Here is a 15278-nt window from a genome sequence, read left to right as displayed (position 1 = left end):
GGCCGGTGAGCGAGCTGATAGCCGACACTCCGCCCGAGGAGCGGGCCTCACCGGCCGGCCTGAGTCCGATGCAGCGGCTGCTGTCCGCGGTGGCGGCGGTGTCCTCGAACCTCGAGTTGGAAGTCACCCTCCGGCAGATCGTGCACACCGCGATGCAACTGGTCGGCGCCCGGTACGGAGCTCTGGGTGTGATGGACGAGGAGGGCCACCTGCGGCGCTTCATCCACGCCGGCATCGACGACGACGTCGCGACCAGGATCGGCCCGCTGCCCACGGGCCACGGCGTGCTCGGAGTGGTGATCGAGGAGTCCACCCCGCTGCGTCTGGACCGGTTGGCCGATCATCCGAGCTCGGTGGGCTTCCCGGAGCACCACCCGACGATGGACACGTTCCTGGGAGTACCGATCAGGGTCCGTGGGGCGACCTACGGTCGGATCTACCTCACCGAGAAGCCCGGCGGGTTCACCGATGACGACGAGATCGTCATGCAGGCACTTGCCGGCGCGGCCGGCATCGCGGTGGAGAACGCGCGGCTGTACGACGATGCCAGGCGACAGCAGAGCTGGCTGGAGGCGGCCACCACGATCACCACCGAGCTGCTCACCAGTCAGGATCCGTCGGGAGCGTTGATCCTGATCGCTCAACGTGCTCGCGAGCTGTCCGATGCCGACTACGCGGTGATCGCGCTGCCGGACCCGCTCGCCGCGGACCCGCATGACGTAGATGCGCTGATCGTGACGGTGTGTGTCGGTCTGGATCCGGACACCCTCACCGGATCGGCAGTCCCGCTGGCCGACTCCACCGCGGGCGCGGTGTTCCGTGACCAGGTCCCGCGCAACGTCGACCGTCTCGCCTTCGACCTGACCGCCCGCTTCGGGCCGGCGGTGGCGGCTCCGCTGGGAGCAGCCGAAGGGATCCTGGGAGTGCTGATGGCGGTGCGCACCGCCGGCGCACCGCGGTTCACCGACGAGGAACTGCAGATGGTCAGCTCGTTCGCGGACCAGGGAGCGTTGGCCCTGCGACGGGCCGACGAGCTCGCCACCCGTCAGGAGCTGGAGGTGATCGCCGACCGCGACCGGATCGCCCGCGATCTGCACGACCAGGTGATCCAACGGTTGTTCGCCGTCGGACTGGCCATGCAGGGCACCCATCGTCGGTCGAAGGCAGCGGACGTCTCGGGCCGCCTTTCCGACCACATCGACCAGTTGCAGCGGGTGATCCAGGACATCCGCTCGGCGATCTTCGACCTGCAGGCGCCGGTCGGCGCGCCGCGGCCGCTGGCGGAGATCCTGCGCGCCGTGCTGGCCGAGGTGACGGACGATGTCGACATCCGCACGTCCCTGGTGACCGCCGGCGTGCTGTCGACCGTCCCACCGGACCTGCGCCGCGCAGCTGAGGCAGTGATCCGGGAAGCGGTGAGCAACGTGGTCAGACACTCCGGCGCCACCGCGGTGGCGGTGAGTGTCGCCGTGGGCGTCGAGCTGATTCTCGAGATCGCCGACGACGGAACAGGTATCCCCGAGGGCGCGCACCGCAGCGGGCTGTCCAATCTGGTGACCAGAGCGCACGACGCCGCCGGGCGGTGCGACATCTGGTCGGGTCCCGCCGGTACGACCGTCCATTGGTCCGCCCCGTTGGACCCTGTCCGGTCACGCAGTGCGTCCTGATCGGGCATCGGAGCCGGCAACCGGCCTCCGGGACCTTCTGCCCTGTCAGCTCTGCGCCGGGCGGACGAGGATCGGAAGTGGCGCAGACCGCCCCCGACGTCCCCGGTCGTCGGTGCAGAGCTGACAGGAGACCACGATGAAGATTCGAGACATCATGACGAGCCCCGCAGTCACCGTGAACAGCTCGACGCCGGTGACCGAAGTGGCAGAGCTCCTGGCCCGCAGGGGATTCACTTCCGCACCGGTGGTCGACGACGACGACGCCTTGATCGGCATCGTCACCGAGGCCGACCTGATCTCCGGACGCATCCGGCCGGATCCACGCGTGCACGGACGGGTCGCGCCGCCATTGGTTGCACCGGCGGTGGAGGTCTTCCACGTCATGACCACCCCGGTCGAATCGGTGACAGCCGGCGCGGACGTCTCCGACGTGGCGGCGATGATGCTCGACGAGCGCATCCGATGCTTCCCGGTCGTGGACGGCCTGACGATCGTCGGGGTCGTGACCCGCCGCGACGTGTTGGCTGCGGTCGCGCGCCCGGACGGCGCCATCCGAGCCGAGATCGACGCCCTGCTGCTCTCCGCGCCCGACCTGGCGCCGGCTCACCGCTGGCAGGTGACGGTGCAGGGAGGAGTCGCCGACATCGCAGACTTCCAGGACCGCGCCGACGATCGGCTGCAGGCCGGGGCTCTGGCCGAGCACGTCCGTGGAGTCGTCTCGGTCCAGGTCCGACACCAGACGAGTGATCCCTCCTGACACCGCATCGTCCCGCCGGGAAGCCCGGGAGACGCAGAGCAGAAGCGCCGACGCTCGTTGCGAAGCAGGAACATCCGGTGGTGACGAAGATGCGTGCGCACCGCGCCGCGGACGCGCAGCTGCGGGTGGCCGACCTGATCACCCGATGGGCCGGGTCCATGCCCTTCGTCTACCTGCACGTCGTGCTCTTCGGCGTCTGGATGATCTTCGTCGAACGCAGCCCGTGGCCGAGCCTGACGCTGATCGTCTCGCTCGAGGCGATCTTCCTGTCGACGTTCGTGATGATCGGCCAGAACCGGTCCGCAGTCTTCCAGCAGGCCAAGGCCGACCACGACTTCCTGGAGCAGGAGACCGAACTCAAGACCAACACCCAGATCACCCGTGAGATCCACGCTCTGACCGTCGAGCTGACCAGGCGGACGGACCTGCTGGGCGACCCGTCGGACCGCGGTCCGACGGGGCCGACAGTCGCGACAACGCCAGCGTGACAGCCATCCGCTGAAGGTCCTGGGCGTGTATCGATGCCCGCAGTTCGTCCAGGGCGAGGTCCAGCTGCCGCTGAGTGTGCAGGTCGTGCAGGATCACCACGGATCAGATCCCTGAGAGATGCTCGGCGATCATCTGGTGGTCGCCCAGCTGACGGATCTGCCAGATCCGCACATCGCGACCTTCGTGGTCCGAGTCCTTCTGGTAGAAGTGCACGCCCGAACCTGACGGGTCGAGCTGACCCGCTCCATGGATCTGCAGGTGCTGATCGGCATGGTGGATCAGAAGTGTTGCAGGGCCGACGAAGTCGTCGACGGCATCGGGGAGCCGTCCGTCAACACGGGTGACCCGGTACTGGCTGCCGGAGGAGATGCCGTCGAGCATGGAGGAGGTCATGACGCCAGCGTGCCCAGCGGGATCGCCGCCGCCCAGAGCACTTGGTCCCCAGTCATCTCCAGGGGCGCGCACCGTGCTGCCTCGGGTGCGTCGTGAACTCTCGGACGGATGAGACACCGGCAGTCCCACGAGCAGCTCCTCGGTCTGCTGGCGCATCTCGACCCGCCGGACGTCGACCGGGCAGTGGGGATCTGACATGGAGTTCCTCGTGATGAGCGTGCGCCGCTCCGACGCGTTCACCCCGGACGAGTTCGCGGCCGCGGGTCCCGCCGGAGGCGCCAGGGTCCGTGAACTCCACGGTCAGGGCGTGATCCGCCGGATCTGGCATCGCGCGGACTCCATCGGCGCTTGCTTCCTGCTCGAATCCAGCGACGCCGAAGCTGCAGCCGCTGCTGTGGCGAGCCTGCCGATGGCCAGGGACGGCATGTCCGACTTCACCGTCGTCGCTCTCGTGCTCTATCGCGGCTTCTCCGCTGGGTGAGCGCCGCATCAGAGTTTGACGACCTGCTTGGTGATGGCGCTGCCGTCCGCGAGGGCCTGCTGCGCTGCGGCCGCGTTCTCCAGTCCGGCCAGCACGGTGACCTGCAGGTTGATGCAGCCCGTCTCGAGGTGGGTCAGCACCGACGCCATGGCCTCCGCAACCACCCGTGGATGGTGATGCGCCAACCCGGCGAGGCTGAATCCGCCGATCGCGCAGTTGCGGGCGAACAGCTGCCCCAACGGCGGGAGCTCGGTGAAGCTGTCCCCACCCGCGTTGCCGAACACGAACACCTTGCCGCCAGGAGCCAGGGACTCGAGGTCCTGCTCGAGCCAGGCGGTCCCTTGCGGGTCGAAGACGACATCCACTCCGCGCCCACCCGTGTGGGCCAGGACAACGGTGGCCAGCCCGGCGCCCCGGGTGATCGCTGCCTCGTATCCTGCTTGCAGGGCAACGGATCTGCGTGAGTCGGCACCGACCACGCCGATCAACCGGACGCCTGGTGTGAGCGTGGCGAGCTGGGCAATGGCACGGCCGACAGAGCCGCCGGCACTGTGGGCGAGGACGACGTCACCCGATCGGATGCGGGCGAAGTGGTGCAGCAGCAACTCGGCGGTGGTGAGCGCCCCCGGAACTGCGGCGGCCACAGCGTGCTCCACACCGGCCGGAACGCCAACTGTCAGTGCGGCTTTCGCCGTCGCCACCTGCGCGAGGCCGCCGGCGTTGGTCAGCGCGAGCACGGGCTGCCCCACCTCGACATCCGTCACCCCAGGGCCGACCTCCCGAACGCGGCCGGCCACCTCGATGCCGGGGACGAACGGCCAGTCGGCCACGTACCCGGGATCGCCGCGCCGGGACATCACGTCCTTGAAGTTGATCCCGGCGTACTCCACCTCGATCGTCACCTCCCCGGCTGCGGGGCGCGGGGTCCCGATCCGGGCGACCTCCGTCGCCGAGGTGTCCGCTGCGGGGTGCCGGAAGACGAGTGCCTGCATGAACCGTTCGGTCTTCGGAATCTCTTTCGAAATGTCTAGTAGGTGGATCGCACGGTACATTACCTACGACGAACTACGAAGGAGCGCTCATGCCTGCAGATCCGCGGCCATCGCTGCACCACCCACCGGCCGACGAGTTCACCTTGGTGTCCGTCCTGCACGCCCTGGCGGACCCGACGCGGTTGACGATCGTGCGAACGCTCCACCGCGACGCGGAACGGGCCTGCGGGACGTTCCCGGTGACGGTCGCCCCGTCGACGCTCACCCACCACTTCCGGGTGCTCAGGGAGTCCGGCGTGATCCGTCAACGGGAAGAGGGCAACCGCCGCTGGACGACGCTGCGCAGCAGCGAACTCGACGCGCGCTTCCCGGGCCTGATCGACGCGGTGATGGGCGGAGCCGACTGAACTCCCGCCTCCGGATGGAGCGGGTGTCCTGCCCGGTGTCGCTGGAGTCGGTGCACACTGACGTGATGCGTCCGTTCCGCTTCCTGGCCGATGTCCGCAGTCCCACCGACAATGCCGGGTTCATCGATCGCATCGCGCACGCGGAATCCGCGGGCTACCACGGGGTGGCCGTTCCGGATCACCTGATGGACCAGCTCTCACCGGTTGCGACGATGGCGGCCGTGGCGATGGTCTCGTCCACACTGCGGATCAGCGCATTCGTCCTCAACAACGACCTGCGGCACCCGGCCGTGCTCGCGCAGGATCTGGCCACCATCGACGTGCTGTCATCGGGGCGGCTGGACGTGGCGATCGGCGCCGGATGGAACCAGGTCGAATACGACGCGATCGGACTGCCCTTCTCGCCCGCTCCGGTGCGTCAGGCGCGTCTCACCGAGGCGATCGCCGTGCTGAAGGGCTGTTTCAGAGGCGAGGAGTTCGCCTTCGCCGGCGACCACTACTCGATCTCGGGGTACACGGCCGGACCCGCCAGCCACCAACGTCCGCACCCGCCGTTCTTCATCGGTGGCGGCGGAAAACGCACCCTCACGCTCGCCGCAGCAGAGGCGGACACCGTCGGACTGGCGCCGCGGATCCGCGGCGGAAAGCTCGAGGCGTCATCGTTGACCTGGGACGCGACCGTCGAGAAGATCGGCTGGGTCCGCGCCGCCGCCGGCGATCGGTTCGACCACCTCGAATTCAACGCCTACCCCTCGGCGAGCTCACCACTGATCACCGACTCACTGCATCGGGAGCTCGCGGCGACCGCCGATCGGATTGCCGCCCAGACGGGCGTGCGGTTGACCGAACGGGAGCTGGAGGATTCACCGCACGTGTTCGTCGGATCGGTGGACCGACTCGTCGAGAAGTTCGAGCGCCTGCGCGCCGAACTGGGGATCTCGTCGTTCCTGGTCGGTGAACCCGGTCCGCTGGACGCGGTGGTGCAGCGCCTGTCCGGTCATTGAATCCCTGCCGGTCTTGTCAGGCCCGGCCCCGCGTCGTTCCACCGTCAACCTTCCCGCGGGGCGCCGGGTGCCCGCCCTGCCGGTGTCATGTCGGCAGCCGTGCATGCTCGACGGCCGACTCCAGCGAGCGCAGCGCCGGGAGATTGAACAGCAGTGTGAGGAGAAATCCCAGGCCCGCGACGATCCACACGGCCGAGTAGCCGATCAAGGCGGCCAGCACGCCCCCGGCTGCGAGGCTGAGCGGCACGACCGCACTGCTGACGATCCGGTTGACCGCCCCGATCCTGCCGAGAAGTGCTGCAGGAACGAGGGTTTGCTGGAGTGATCGGATCGTGGCAGCACAGGCGATCAGCGGCAGTCCCTGGAGGAAGAAGATGCCGGCGACGATCCAGCCGTTGTTCGTCAGCCCGACCGGGATCAGCAGCAGACCATAGGTCGCGTAGGTGCCCACGAGGAGCCGGAACAACCCGACCCGGCGGGCGAGACGACCTGCAGCGAGGCCACCGAGCACCGCTCCCAGAGTGGTGACGCCGAGCAGCAGGCCGAAGGCTGTGGGGCTCAGCCGGAGTTGCTCGCGCGCGAACAACACGAGGGTGGCCTCGGGCATCCAGCCGAACAACCCGGACGAGGCGGACAGGATCAGCAGCGTCCGAGCGGGCCGATCACCGCCCAGGTGCCTGATGCCCGCTGTGAGCTCTCCGCGTCGGGTGGCTCGCCTCGCTGGACGGTCATCGACGGGTACCCGGGTGTCGGAATGACGGACGAAGGAGCCGATCGTGGTCGACGAGATGAGATAGGTGGCACTGTTGACGGCGAACGGCAGGAACGGTCCGGCTGCGTAGGCGAGGCCGCCGAGCGCCGGTCCGACGACACCGCTCCCGGTCTGGCCGGCGACCGACAGGTAGCTGTTGGCGCGCATCAACTCTGCCTGCGGAACCAGAGCGGGCAGCAGGGCGAAGGTGCTGGTTCCGAAGACCAACTCGGCGATGCCGACGGCTGCTGCTCCGACGAACAACATCCAGAGTCTGATGTCGCCCAGCGCAACGAATGTCGTCAGGGTGATCAGTACCAGGGCACAGAACAGGTCGCTGCCGACCATCAGTCGGCCGCGATGTGTCCGGTCGACCCAGACACCGATCGGCAGCGCCAGGATCAGTCCGGGAATGCTCGCCGTCAACGCGAGCGCTGCGACGATGCGGGGATCGGAGGTGAGGGTGCTGACGAGCAGTGGGAACGCGGCCAGGTGCAGACCGACGCCGAGCTGGGACGTGGCGTGGGCTGCCAGGACGCGGTGGAAACGGGTACCGAGGTTGGATTGGTTCGAGGTCATCTGGATGTCTCCGGGACGGGGGAAGCCGCCGGGGGACCGTCAGGTCACTCACCGGCTGCACGACCGAAGGCAGGATGTTCGAAGTGGCCTGACTGTAGCGGAATCCGCCGCCGGCGCCATGCGCACAGCGGGTGGGAACTCGAACATCTCCTGGTGCAACCCCATGCTCGCGACGGTAGCGACAATGCCCGGGTGGTGCGCTCGTACTACCCCCGCCAGGTCAGCTGCGCGACTCGCGACGAGCGGCCCCGTTCGAACCGCGCGAACGACCAGCCGATTCCGGGTCCGGCCATGGGGCATCATCGTGGGATGGACCAGGGCGACGGGAGCAGGGACGCTCTGCTCCATCATCGGGTGGTACTCCTCGGTGAGCTCACCGCCACCGATGCCGCTCTGGACCGGGTGCGCGCCATCCGCTCCGGCGGTCAGGACGACGACGAGCACGACCCCGACGGTGCGCCGCTGTCGGGTGAGTGGTCCCGGCTGGAAGGAAACCGTCGAGCGACCATCACGCGCCTGGCCGAGATCGAATGTGCACTGTCCGATCTCGCGCACGGTTCGTACGGGATCTGCATCGACTGCGGCGCAAGCATCCCGGAGGGACGACTCGAAGTTCTCCCCGCCACCCGGCAGTGCGTCGACTGCAGCAGCCGGGCCGGCTGAGCTGTCGGCCATAGACGACAGCGAGTTCGTGCATTCCGTCGCCGACGTGTGCGGATGGTCGGTGCGCGGAGTCCGGTTCATCGACAATGCCGGCTCCGTCAACCAGGTGGCGCGGGTCAGCATCTCCAGCGGCAAGGTGATGGTGCGGTTCCATCGAGATCCGCCGCGGGCGAGTGGGTTCGCGGTGGAGAGCTGGTGCTCCCGGGCCGCGGCGGCGGTCGGCGTACCCACTCCAGCGGCCCTGGCAGCCAGGACGATCCGATGGTCAACGGCGTGCCGGCTCGGGTGTCAGAAGCGGGCAGCGGTGGCAGTCAGCTGACTTCGGATCGGGGTGCTCCGAAGGTGTTGCACGCACTGGGTTTGCGGTGCTCGTACCCACGATCCGACCAGAGCTTCTGATTACCGATGCTCCCGTGGTTGGGGAGCCGGGTGATGAAGCGCCAGTACTGTTCGTCGGCGAAGGCCCCCGAGGAGATCGGGTAGGCGGAACTCTGCGAAGCCAGGAATGCGTTCCCGAAGCAGGTCGCCTGCAGTTCGAGTTCACGCTCCGACTCGGTACCCGGCCAGTCGGAGCCGAGCGCGCCGAAGATGCCCGTCAGGTGCTGGATGTGGTGGCCGTACTCGTGGGCGATCGTGTGCAGCGCAGCCAGCTGGGTGTTCCGGCGCCCCTCGTCTGTGGGAACTGCTGCCAGGGGGTGATCATCTCCGGGGCGTACATGTAGATGGTCTGCTCGCTCGGGCAGTAGAACGAATACGCCAACGCACCACAGCTGGAGATCGGCTCGCCGCTGTGGACGATCAGGCGGGGAGCCCGGAACGGCAGCTTCGAGGAACGCACCTGTGACCAGGCCGCGTCAAGACACGGCATCACGGAACTGTAGAAGGCGCGCACGCCTGCGACGCTGTCGAAGGACGCCTGCGCACCCGCCGCGCACCCGGCATCAGCGAGTGCCGGGATCTTGTACAGACTGTTGCGTTGCAACAGGTCAGCCGGATTCTCCCGAGGAGTAGGCTTCACCGTCCGGGCGGTCGTCCGGGGGGTCGTCGCCCGGGGACGGGTGGTGGAAGGCTTCGGGGTCGCTGCTCGGGGACGGGTGGTCTTGGACGCGGTGGTCGGCTTGACCTGTGCGGCAGGCGAGCTGGTCCCTGACTTGACGACATACACCGTCACCCCGACCGCGAGCACGACGACCAAGCCGATCACGATTGCCAGCACCGTCCCGGATCGACGCCGCGGCGGGGTCGGGAGCGGACCCTGCGCAGACCAGTACTCCTGCGGACGACCCGGTCCAGTCATTGCATCCCCCTGCTCGTTGCTGCGGGCACCGAGTGCCGCACTTCCGTGGTGTGACGCCAGCGCGGACGGACGTCGTGGATCGGCGATTCGCGAACGGCCCGCGGGTCATGGGGCACTGAGCCCACGCGCTGAACCGTGCACTGGACGCCGGCGTGCCGGGTGAACTCCGATTCCCACTGCTCGGCCTCGATCGGGCGAACCTCCCGCAGGAAAGACACCCCGTCAGCCGATCAGGACCACCAACCGCTGCGTCGCCCGCGTCATGGCCACGTAGCGGTTGACACCGCCGGCGACGCCGTCGCCGAAACGCTCAGGGTTGATCAGCACGACCAGATCGAACTCGAGTCCCTTGGCGGTTTCTGGGGTCAGCGACTGCACCCGCCGAGTCCGCGGATGCGAGGGATCGCCGATCACGCAGGCGATCCCGTCCCGATCGGTGGCTTCCCAGTGGGCCAGGACCTCCAACAACTCCGAGCGGTGACCGTGGTGCACCGGGACACCGGTGCTGCGGATCGATGTCGGGACGTTGGCGTCCGGGAGCACCGCGCGGATCACCGGTTCCGCCTCGTCCATCACCTCCTGCGGCGTGCGGTAGTTGATCGACAACGCGGCGAGTCGGACGCGGTCGAACCCCACGCGCTGCAGTCGCTCCGACCACGACTCCGGGAACCCGGCGGCGGACTGGGCGCGATCGCCGACGATCGTCACACTTCGGGACGGACACCGGGAGAGGACCATCTGCCACTGGGCGTCGGTGAGCTCCTGGGCCTCGTCTACGACGATGTGCGCGAAGGTGCCGGCCAACCGGTCCGGATCCGGCAGCGCGTCGTCCACGCCACCTGCGGCCAGCAGGTCCTGCAGATCGCTCTGCCGCAGCGAGGACATGAGCTTCAGCTCGGAATCGTCGTTCGCGATCAGGTCGTCGACGACGGCGACCATCTCCCGTCGTCGGCCCTCGACGGCCGCACGCTCCCGCGCCGCAGCCCGCTCCGCACCGGGATCACCCAACCGCTGACGGGCGGCGTCCAGCAGCGGCAGATCTGCCTCGGTCCATGCCCGCGGTTCCGCGCGCTGCAGCAGGTGCACCTCCTGGGGTGTCAGCCAGGGTGCGGCGAGGCGGAGGTAGGCCGGCACCGACCACAGGTCACCGACGACGTCGTCGGCACCGATCACGGGCCAGGCCCTGTTGAGCACGCCGTTCAGGTCCTTGTTGCGCCGCAACGCATCGGCAAGCTGCTCCGCACCGTCGGCGACATCTGCACGATCGGTCAGGGTCTGCACCAGAGCGTCGAGGATCACCATCCGAGCCTCGTTGTGCGGAGTGCCGGCGTCCGGGGTGGCGAACGCCTCGGCCCAGTCGCGAACCCGTACCGTCACGTCCGCCCACGGGGTCGAGACAGTCAGCCGACCGGTCGGCGGATCCTCGTGGAAACGCACCGCTGCATCGATCGCGCCGACGAGCTCCGTCGATGCCTTCAGTGCGGCCACGGCAGCATCCGGCTCCTGCACCGCGTCCAGACCCTCCGGCACCAGATCCCGTAGCAGACAGGTGACCACGCCCTCCTCGCCCAGACTGGGCAGCACGTCGGAGACATAGGCGAGGTAGGGGCGATGCGGCCCGATGAACAGCACGCCACCGCGACGATGACCCAGCCGGGGATCGGAGTACAGCAGCTGTGCGGTCCGGTGCAGCGCAACCACCGTCTTGCCGGTGCCGGGGCCACCGTCGACGACCAGTGCTCCCTCGGAGCTCGCGCGGATGATCGCGTCCTGATCTGCCTGGATGGTGCCAACCACATCCCGCATACGACCCGACCGAGCTCCACCCAGACCTGCGATGAAGGCCGACTGGTCGTCCAACGCCATCCCTTCCAGGAGACCTTCCTGGGTGAAGACCTCGTCCCAGAAATCGACAACCTGCCCGTTCGACCAGCGATAGCGCCGGCGGGCCGACAGGCCCCGCGGATCTGCATGGGTGGCCGCGAAGAACGGCTCTGCCTCGGGGGACCGCCAGTCGATGAGCAGCGGATCTCCGGACGGTCCCCACAGCCCGAGCCGACCGAGGTAAACCGGTTCCGGATCGTTGGTGCGAACCATCCGACCCAGGCACAGGTCGATGCCATAGCGATGCAACGACCTGAGCCGGGTGGTCAGACGATGGATCTGGGAATCACGCTCGACGGCCTCCGCGCCACTGCGGCCGAACATCCTGCGCTGCAGCGCGAGCTGGTCCGTCGTCCCGGTGATCGACGTCGCGATCGTGGTGCGCACCAGCGCGAACTGCTGCTCGTCCCGGTCGGTCAGAAGTTCTGTCTGCTTGTGCTGCAGGTGCTCGGGCAGCGCAAAAGCGCTGGTGGAACGGGTCATCGGGGTGTCTCCTGGGTGCTGGTCCGGCTCTCGGCGGACGATTCTGCAGGAGGTACGAGGTCTTGCCGCAAGACCCTGGGTGCGCTGTAGATTGAAGTGGGAAGGGAAGTGGTGACGCGCACTCGTGCCGGTATCGCCGTCCCGTCCGTCGACGCCGGCCTGGTCGTCCTGGTCGAGGGCGAGAGCGATCGAGCAGCTGTTGAAGCGGCCGCATCGCTCTGCCGGGTCGACCTTCGTACGCTCGACGCCGTTGTCCTGTCGATGGACGGCGTGACCTACATCCGTCACCACCTCCGCAGGCATGGCCCGGCGGGTGATCGGCGACAAATCCTCGGTCTGTGCGACAGTGCCGAATCCTCGGTCGTCGGCCGCGCCCTGGCCGAGAATTGCGACGGATCTGCAGAGAATACCCACCGACTGCGTGCTGGTGATCCGATCCTGTTGGCGCACCACGGTTTCCAGATGTGTCGCCGAGATCTCGAGGACGAGCTGATCCGCGCGATCGGCACGCGAGGCGTCATCGACGTCATCGAAGCGACCGGCGAGCGGCGCGCCTGGCACTCGATGCAGCAGCAGCCGGCCCAGCGCGACCGGCCGGTCGCCGACCAGCTCCGGCGGTGGCTGGGCAGCGGTGCTACCCGCAAGATCCGGTACGCACCGCTGTTGATCGCGGCGCTACCGCCGGAACGTCTGCCGGAGCCGCTGAGCGCCCTGCTGACCGCGATTGCCACAGCAGGCCTCGGGGGACAGGGATCGGCCATCTCGGACGCGAGTGCCCATCGGATGCGTGCTTCTGGTTGTATGGAGCCATGAGCGCGATGATCCCTCTGGTGCGGCGACTGCACGTCGACCTGCAGCGGGTCGGCACAGCGGCCTGTCCCAGCTCCCGCTGACGCACCGCAGCACACCGACCGCAGTCAGCGCTGGCCCTGCGGTCCCCGATCCGCCACCTCCGGCCGCTTCGTCCGAACTTCCTGTCCGCCCATCACGGCTCCAGCCGGTACCGGCTGATCCCACTTCGCATCAGCCGTGCCCACCGAACCAGAGGAAAACCAATGCCACTCGTCCCCTTCGCCGTCTCCGGTCAGGGCACCGGCGTCGCCCAGACCGTCTCCGTGTCCGGTGCCTCCTACGTCATCCAGACCGACGCCTACCCGGCGTTCGGCGGCGAGGACAAGCACCCGAGCCCGCTCGCCTACACGCTGGCGTCACTGTCCTCGTGCAACCAGGTGACCTCCACGATCGTCGCCCGCGAGCTGGGCATCACGGTGGAGAGCGTGAAGTTCGACGTCACGGCCGACTTCAACCCGACGACCATGACCACCGGAACGTATCGGGAGAGCGAGACGACTTTCCAGAACCTCAAAGTGGTCGCCACCATCTCGACCGACGCCGACGCCGCGCAGTTCGCGACGCTGCAGTCCGAGACGGAACGTCGCTGCCCCGTCACCGAGCTGTTCCGGTTGGCCGGCGTGACCTCGACATCGGAGTGGCGCCGCACTCCGATCGGCGCCCCGGTCTCCTGAGTCCGCGCTCCCGCGTGGGCTCGTCCTCGCCGCCACCCCGGGGTGACGGCGAGGACGGACCCGCGTGATAGACCGGAGTCATGACCTCCATCCCGGAACAAGAAGTCGTCGAGTTCTGCAGCGAACTCATCCGCATCCCGTCGGTGAACACCGGCGACCCGGCCACGATCGGGGACGGTGAGGCGATTGCCGCGAAGTACCTGCAGGGCAAGCTCGAAGAGGTCGGGTACGAGACCGACTACATCGAAGCCGTTGCAGGACGGGGCAATGTGGTCGCCCGGCTGGCCGGTGCCGACCCGGACCGGGGTGCGTTGCTGATCCACGGTCACGTCGATGTCGTTCCGGCGAACGCGACCGAGTGGACCGTCGACCCGTTCTCCGGAGCCGTACAGGACGGGTACGTCTGGGGCCGCGGCGCCGTCGACATGAAGGACATGGTCGCGATGACCCTGGCGGTGGCCCGCGACTTCAAGCGGCGCAACGTGATTCCGCCGCGGGATCTCATCTTCTGCTTCGTCTCCGACGAGGAGGCCGGCGGAGTGTTCGGGGCGGAATGGCTGGTGGACAACAAGCCGGAATGGTTCACCGGTGCCACCGAGGCGATCAGCGAGGTCGGCGGGTTCTCGATCAACATCGACGACACCCGGCGCGCCTACCTGGTCGCGGCTGCCGAGAAAGGCGTCGCCTGGGCGACGTTGACGGCGACCGGCCGGGCCGGGCACGGATCGATGATCGCCGAGGACAACGCGGTCACCAGCATCGCCGAGGCCGTTGCCACCCTGGGCCGTCACGAGTTCCCGATCGTGCGAACCGCCACCGTCGACGCGTTCCTGAGCGCCATCACCGAGCTGACGGGGCTCGAATTCCCCGAGGACGACCTCGAAGGCGCCATCTCCAAGCTCGGGCCGGTGTCGCGGATCGTGAACGCGACCCTGCGCAACACCGCCAACCCGACGATGCTGACCGCCGGCTACAAGGCGAACGTGATCCCGTCGTCCGCTCAGGCTACGGTGGATTGCCGGATCCTGCCCGGGCAGGTGGAGAGCTTCACCGCCGAGGTGGAGCGGCTGGTCGGCGACGGGGTGAAGGTCGACTGGTTCCTCTCACCGCCGCTGGAGTACCCGTTCGAGGGACCATTGGTCGACGCCATGAAGGATGCTGTGCGCGCCGAGGACGAGCACGGGCATCCGATTCCGTACATGCTCTCCGGCGGTACGGACAACAAGGCGTTCTCCCGACTGGGGATCGCCGGGTTCGGTTTCTCGCCGCTGCAGCTGCCTGCTGATCTCGACTTCTCGTCCTTGTTCCACGGCGTGGACGAGCGGGTTCCGGTGGACGCGCTGCAGTTCGGAGTCCGGGTGCTGCAACGGTTCCTCACCACCTGCTGAGCCGGGTGGGGTCTCGACTCGTTCCTCGCTCGACCACCGGAGTTGACGCTCGTCGCTCGACCACCGGAGTTGACGCTCGTCGACTCGTTCCTCGCTCGACCACCGAACTGACGCTCGACTCGATCCTCGCTCGACCACCGAACTGACGCTCGTCGACTCGATCCTCGCTCGACCACCGAACTGACGCTGATCGAGCGAACGGAGTGAGTCGAGATCCCGTCAGGTCAGGACGCGGGTCTCGGTCCGCGCGCCGCCCTGGCGACGGTCGCGCTCAGGCGGTCAGACCGGGAACCAACCCTCGAGGTCGCCTGCGGCGCAACCACACCCGACGGCTGCCGTCGGAGAATCGGAGCACCCGTGCGAGCTCCCAGCCCGAATACTCCGCCTGGATCGTGAGCATGGTGGTGGCCGCCGATCGGGACATGGCGGGGTCCAGCCGCAGCGGGGCGTACTCGTAGTCGTCCTGGGGAAGATCGGTACCGTTCCGAGTCCCGCTCACCCAGCTACCACCCTTCGC

17 protein-coding genes are annotated in these 15278 nt (G+C 68.1%); 11 read left to right on the top strand and 6 right to left on the bottom strand.

From position 1 onward, the window contains the following. Window positions 1-5: 5 nt before the first annotated feature. The 3 genes from ABLG96_RS10770 to ABLG96_RS10760 all read left to right on the top strand — a co-directional run bounded on the left by ABLG96_RS10770 (window position 6) and on the right by ABLG96_RS10760 (window position 2912). Window positions 6-1667: a GAF domain-containing protein gene (locus ABLG96_RS10770; protein WP_353651317.1), complete on the top strand. Its 1662-nt coding sequence runs from the start codon at window positions 6-8 to the stop codon at window positions 1665-1667. 136 nt (window positions 1668-1803) lie between these two features. Beyond that, window positions 1804-2424: a CBS domain-containing protein gene (locus ABLG96_RS10765; RefSeq protein ID WP_353651316.1), complete on the top strand. Its 621-nt coding sequence runs from the start codon at window positions 1804-1806 to the stop codon at window positions 2422-2424. A gap of 89 nt (window positions 2425-2513) precedes the next feature. Beyond that, window positions 2514-2912, top strand: a complete 399-nt coding sequence (locus tag ABLG96_RS10760; protein ID WP_353651468.1) for a DUF1003 domain-containing protein — start codon at window positions 2514-2516, stop codon at window positions 2910-2912. Window positions 2913-3015: 103 nt separating this feature from the next. Here ABLG96_RS10760 and ABLG96_RS10755 read toward each other — a convergent pair whose 3' ends face one another. Then, a complete protein-coding gene (locus ABLG96_RS10755) occupies window positions 3016-3306 on the bottom strand; it encodes a hypothetical protein (RefSeq protein ID WP_353651315.1) in 291 nt (96 codons plus the stop codon). Window positions 3307-3502: 196 nt separating this feature from the next. Here ABLG96_RS10755 and ABLG96_RS10750 point away from each other — a divergent pair, with 196 nt between their 5' ends. Continuing rightward, a complete protein-coding gene (locus ABLG96_RS10750) occupies window positions 3503-3787 on the top strand; it encodes a muconolactone Delta-isomerase family protein (RefSeq protein ID WP_353651314.1) in 285 nt (94 codons plus the stop codon). An 8-nt stretch (window positions 3788-3795) separates the two neighbouring features. Here ABLG96_RS10750 and ABLG96_RS10745 read toward each other — a convergent pair whose 3' ends face one another. Then, window positions 3796-4779 carry a zinc-binding dehydrogenase gene (locus ABLG96_RS10745; protein WP_353651313.1) on the bottom strand — a complete coding sequence of 328 codons (984 nt, stop codon included), beginning with the start codon at window positions 4777-4779 and terminating at the stop codon, window positions 3796-3798. Between the two features lie 89 nt (window positions 4780-4868). Here ABLG96_RS10745 and ABLG96_RS10740 point away from each other — a divergent pair, with 89 nt between their 5' ends. Continuing rightward, window positions 4869-5186: a helix-turn-helix domain-containing protein gene (locus ABLG96_RS10740; protein ID WP_353651312.1), complete on the top strand. Its 318-nt coding sequence runs from the start codon at window positions 4869-4871 to the stop codon at window positions 5184-5186. A gap of 65 nt (window positions 5187-5251) precedes the next feature. Beyond that, window positions 5252-6190, top strand: coding sequence for a TIGR03621 family F420-dependent LLM class oxidoreductase (locus ABLG96_RS10735; protein ID WP_353651311.1), 939 nt, complete (start codon window positions 5252-5254; stop codon window positions 6188-6190). 85 nt (window positions 6191-6275) lie between these two features. Here ABLG96_RS10735 and ABLG96_RS10730 read toward each other — a convergent pair whose 3' ends face one another. Then, the gene (locus tag ABLG96_RS10730) at window positions 6276-7520 is read right to left on the bottom strand and encodes an MFS transporter (protein ID WP_353651310.1); all 1245 of its coding nucleotides are present in this window, start codon (window positions 7518-7520) and stop codon (window positions 6276-6278) included. Window positions 7521-7829: 309 nt separating this feature from the next. Here ABLG96_RS10730 and ABLG96_RS10725 point away from each other — a divergent pair, with 309 nt between their 5' ends. Both ABLG96_RS10725 and ABLG96_RS10720 read left to right on the top strand, forming a co-directional pair. Further along, window positions 7830-8183, top strand: coding sequence for a TraR/DksA C4-type zinc finger protein (locus ABLG96_RS10725; protein WP_353651309.1), 354 nt, complete (start codon window positions 7830-7832; stop codon window positions 8181-8183). 61 nt (window positions 8184-8244) lie between these two features. After that, window positions 8245-8502 (top strand): hypothetical protein, encoded by a 258-nt coding sequence (locus ABLG96_RS10720; protein WP_353651308.1) that lies wholly within the window; start codon window positions 8245-8247, stop codon window positions 8500-8502. A 276-nt stretch (window positions 8503-8778) separates the two neighbouring features. Here ABLG96_RS10720 and ABLG96_RS10715 read toward each other — a convergent pair whose 3' ends face one another. Together ABLG96_RS10715 and helR are read right to left on the bottom strand one after the other, a co-directional pair. Beyond that, a complete protein-coding gene (locus ABLG96_RS10715) occupies window positions 8779-9480 on the bottom strand; it encodes a hypothetical protein (RefSeq protein WP_353651307.1) in 702 nt (233 codons plus the stop codon). A 222-nt stretch (window positions 9481-9702) separates the two neighbouring features. Further along, a complete protein-coding gene (gene helR, locus ABLG96_RS10710) occupies window positions 9703-11847 on the bottom strand; it encodes an RNA polymerase recycling motor ATPase HelR (protein WP_353651306.1) in 2145 nt (714 codons plus the stop codon). Window positions 11848-11958: 111 nt separating this feature from the next. Between helR and ABLG96_RS10705 the strand changes: the two genes are divergently transcribed. The 3 genes from ABLG96_RS10705 to ABLG96_RS10695 all read left to right on the top strand — a co-directional run bounded on the left by ABLG96_RS10705 (window position 11959) and on the right by ABLG96_RS10695 (window position 14761). Next, entirely contained in the window at window positions 11959-12660 is a 702-nt protein-coding gene (locus ABLG96_RS10705; RefSeq protein WP_353651305.1) for an ATP-dependent endonuclease, read from the top strand. 242 nt (window positions 12661-12902) lie between these two features. Continuing rightward, window positions 12903-13373 carry an OsmC family protein gene (locus ABLG96_RS10700; protein ID WP_353651304.1) on the top strand — a complete coding sequence of 157 codons (471 nt, stop codon included), beginning with the start codon at window positions 12903-12905 and terminating at the stop codon, window positions 13371-13373. Between the two features lie 80 nt (window positions 13374-13453). Further along, the gene (locus tag ABLG96_RS10695; RefSeq protein ID WP_353651303.1) at window positions 13454-14761 is read left to right on the top strand and encodes a M20/M25/M40 family metallo-hydrolase; all 1308 of its coding nucleotides are present in this window, start codon (window positions 13454-13456) and stop codon (window positions 14759-14761) included. Between the two features lie 271 nt (window positions 14762-15032). Here the strand turns inward: ABLG96_RS10695 and ABLG96_RS10690 are convergent, their stop codons facing one another. Beyond that, on the bottom strand, window positions 15033-15260 hold the full coding sequence (locus tag ABLG96_RS10690; protein ID WP_353651302.1) for a DUF5703 family protein: 228 nt from the start codon (window positions 15258-15260) through the stop codon (window positions 15033-15035). Window positions 15261-15278 lie beyond the last annotated feature (18 nt).

The organism is Nakamurella sp. A5-74, from assembly GCF_040438885.1.
In the GTDB taxonomy this organism is placed as follows: domain Bacteria; phylum Actinomycetota; class Actinomycetes; order Mycobacteriales; family Nakamurellaceae; genus Nakamurella.
The sequence above is the reverse complement of the archived record's forward strand: the minus strand, read 5'-3'. Positions and strand labels throughout refer to the sequence as shown.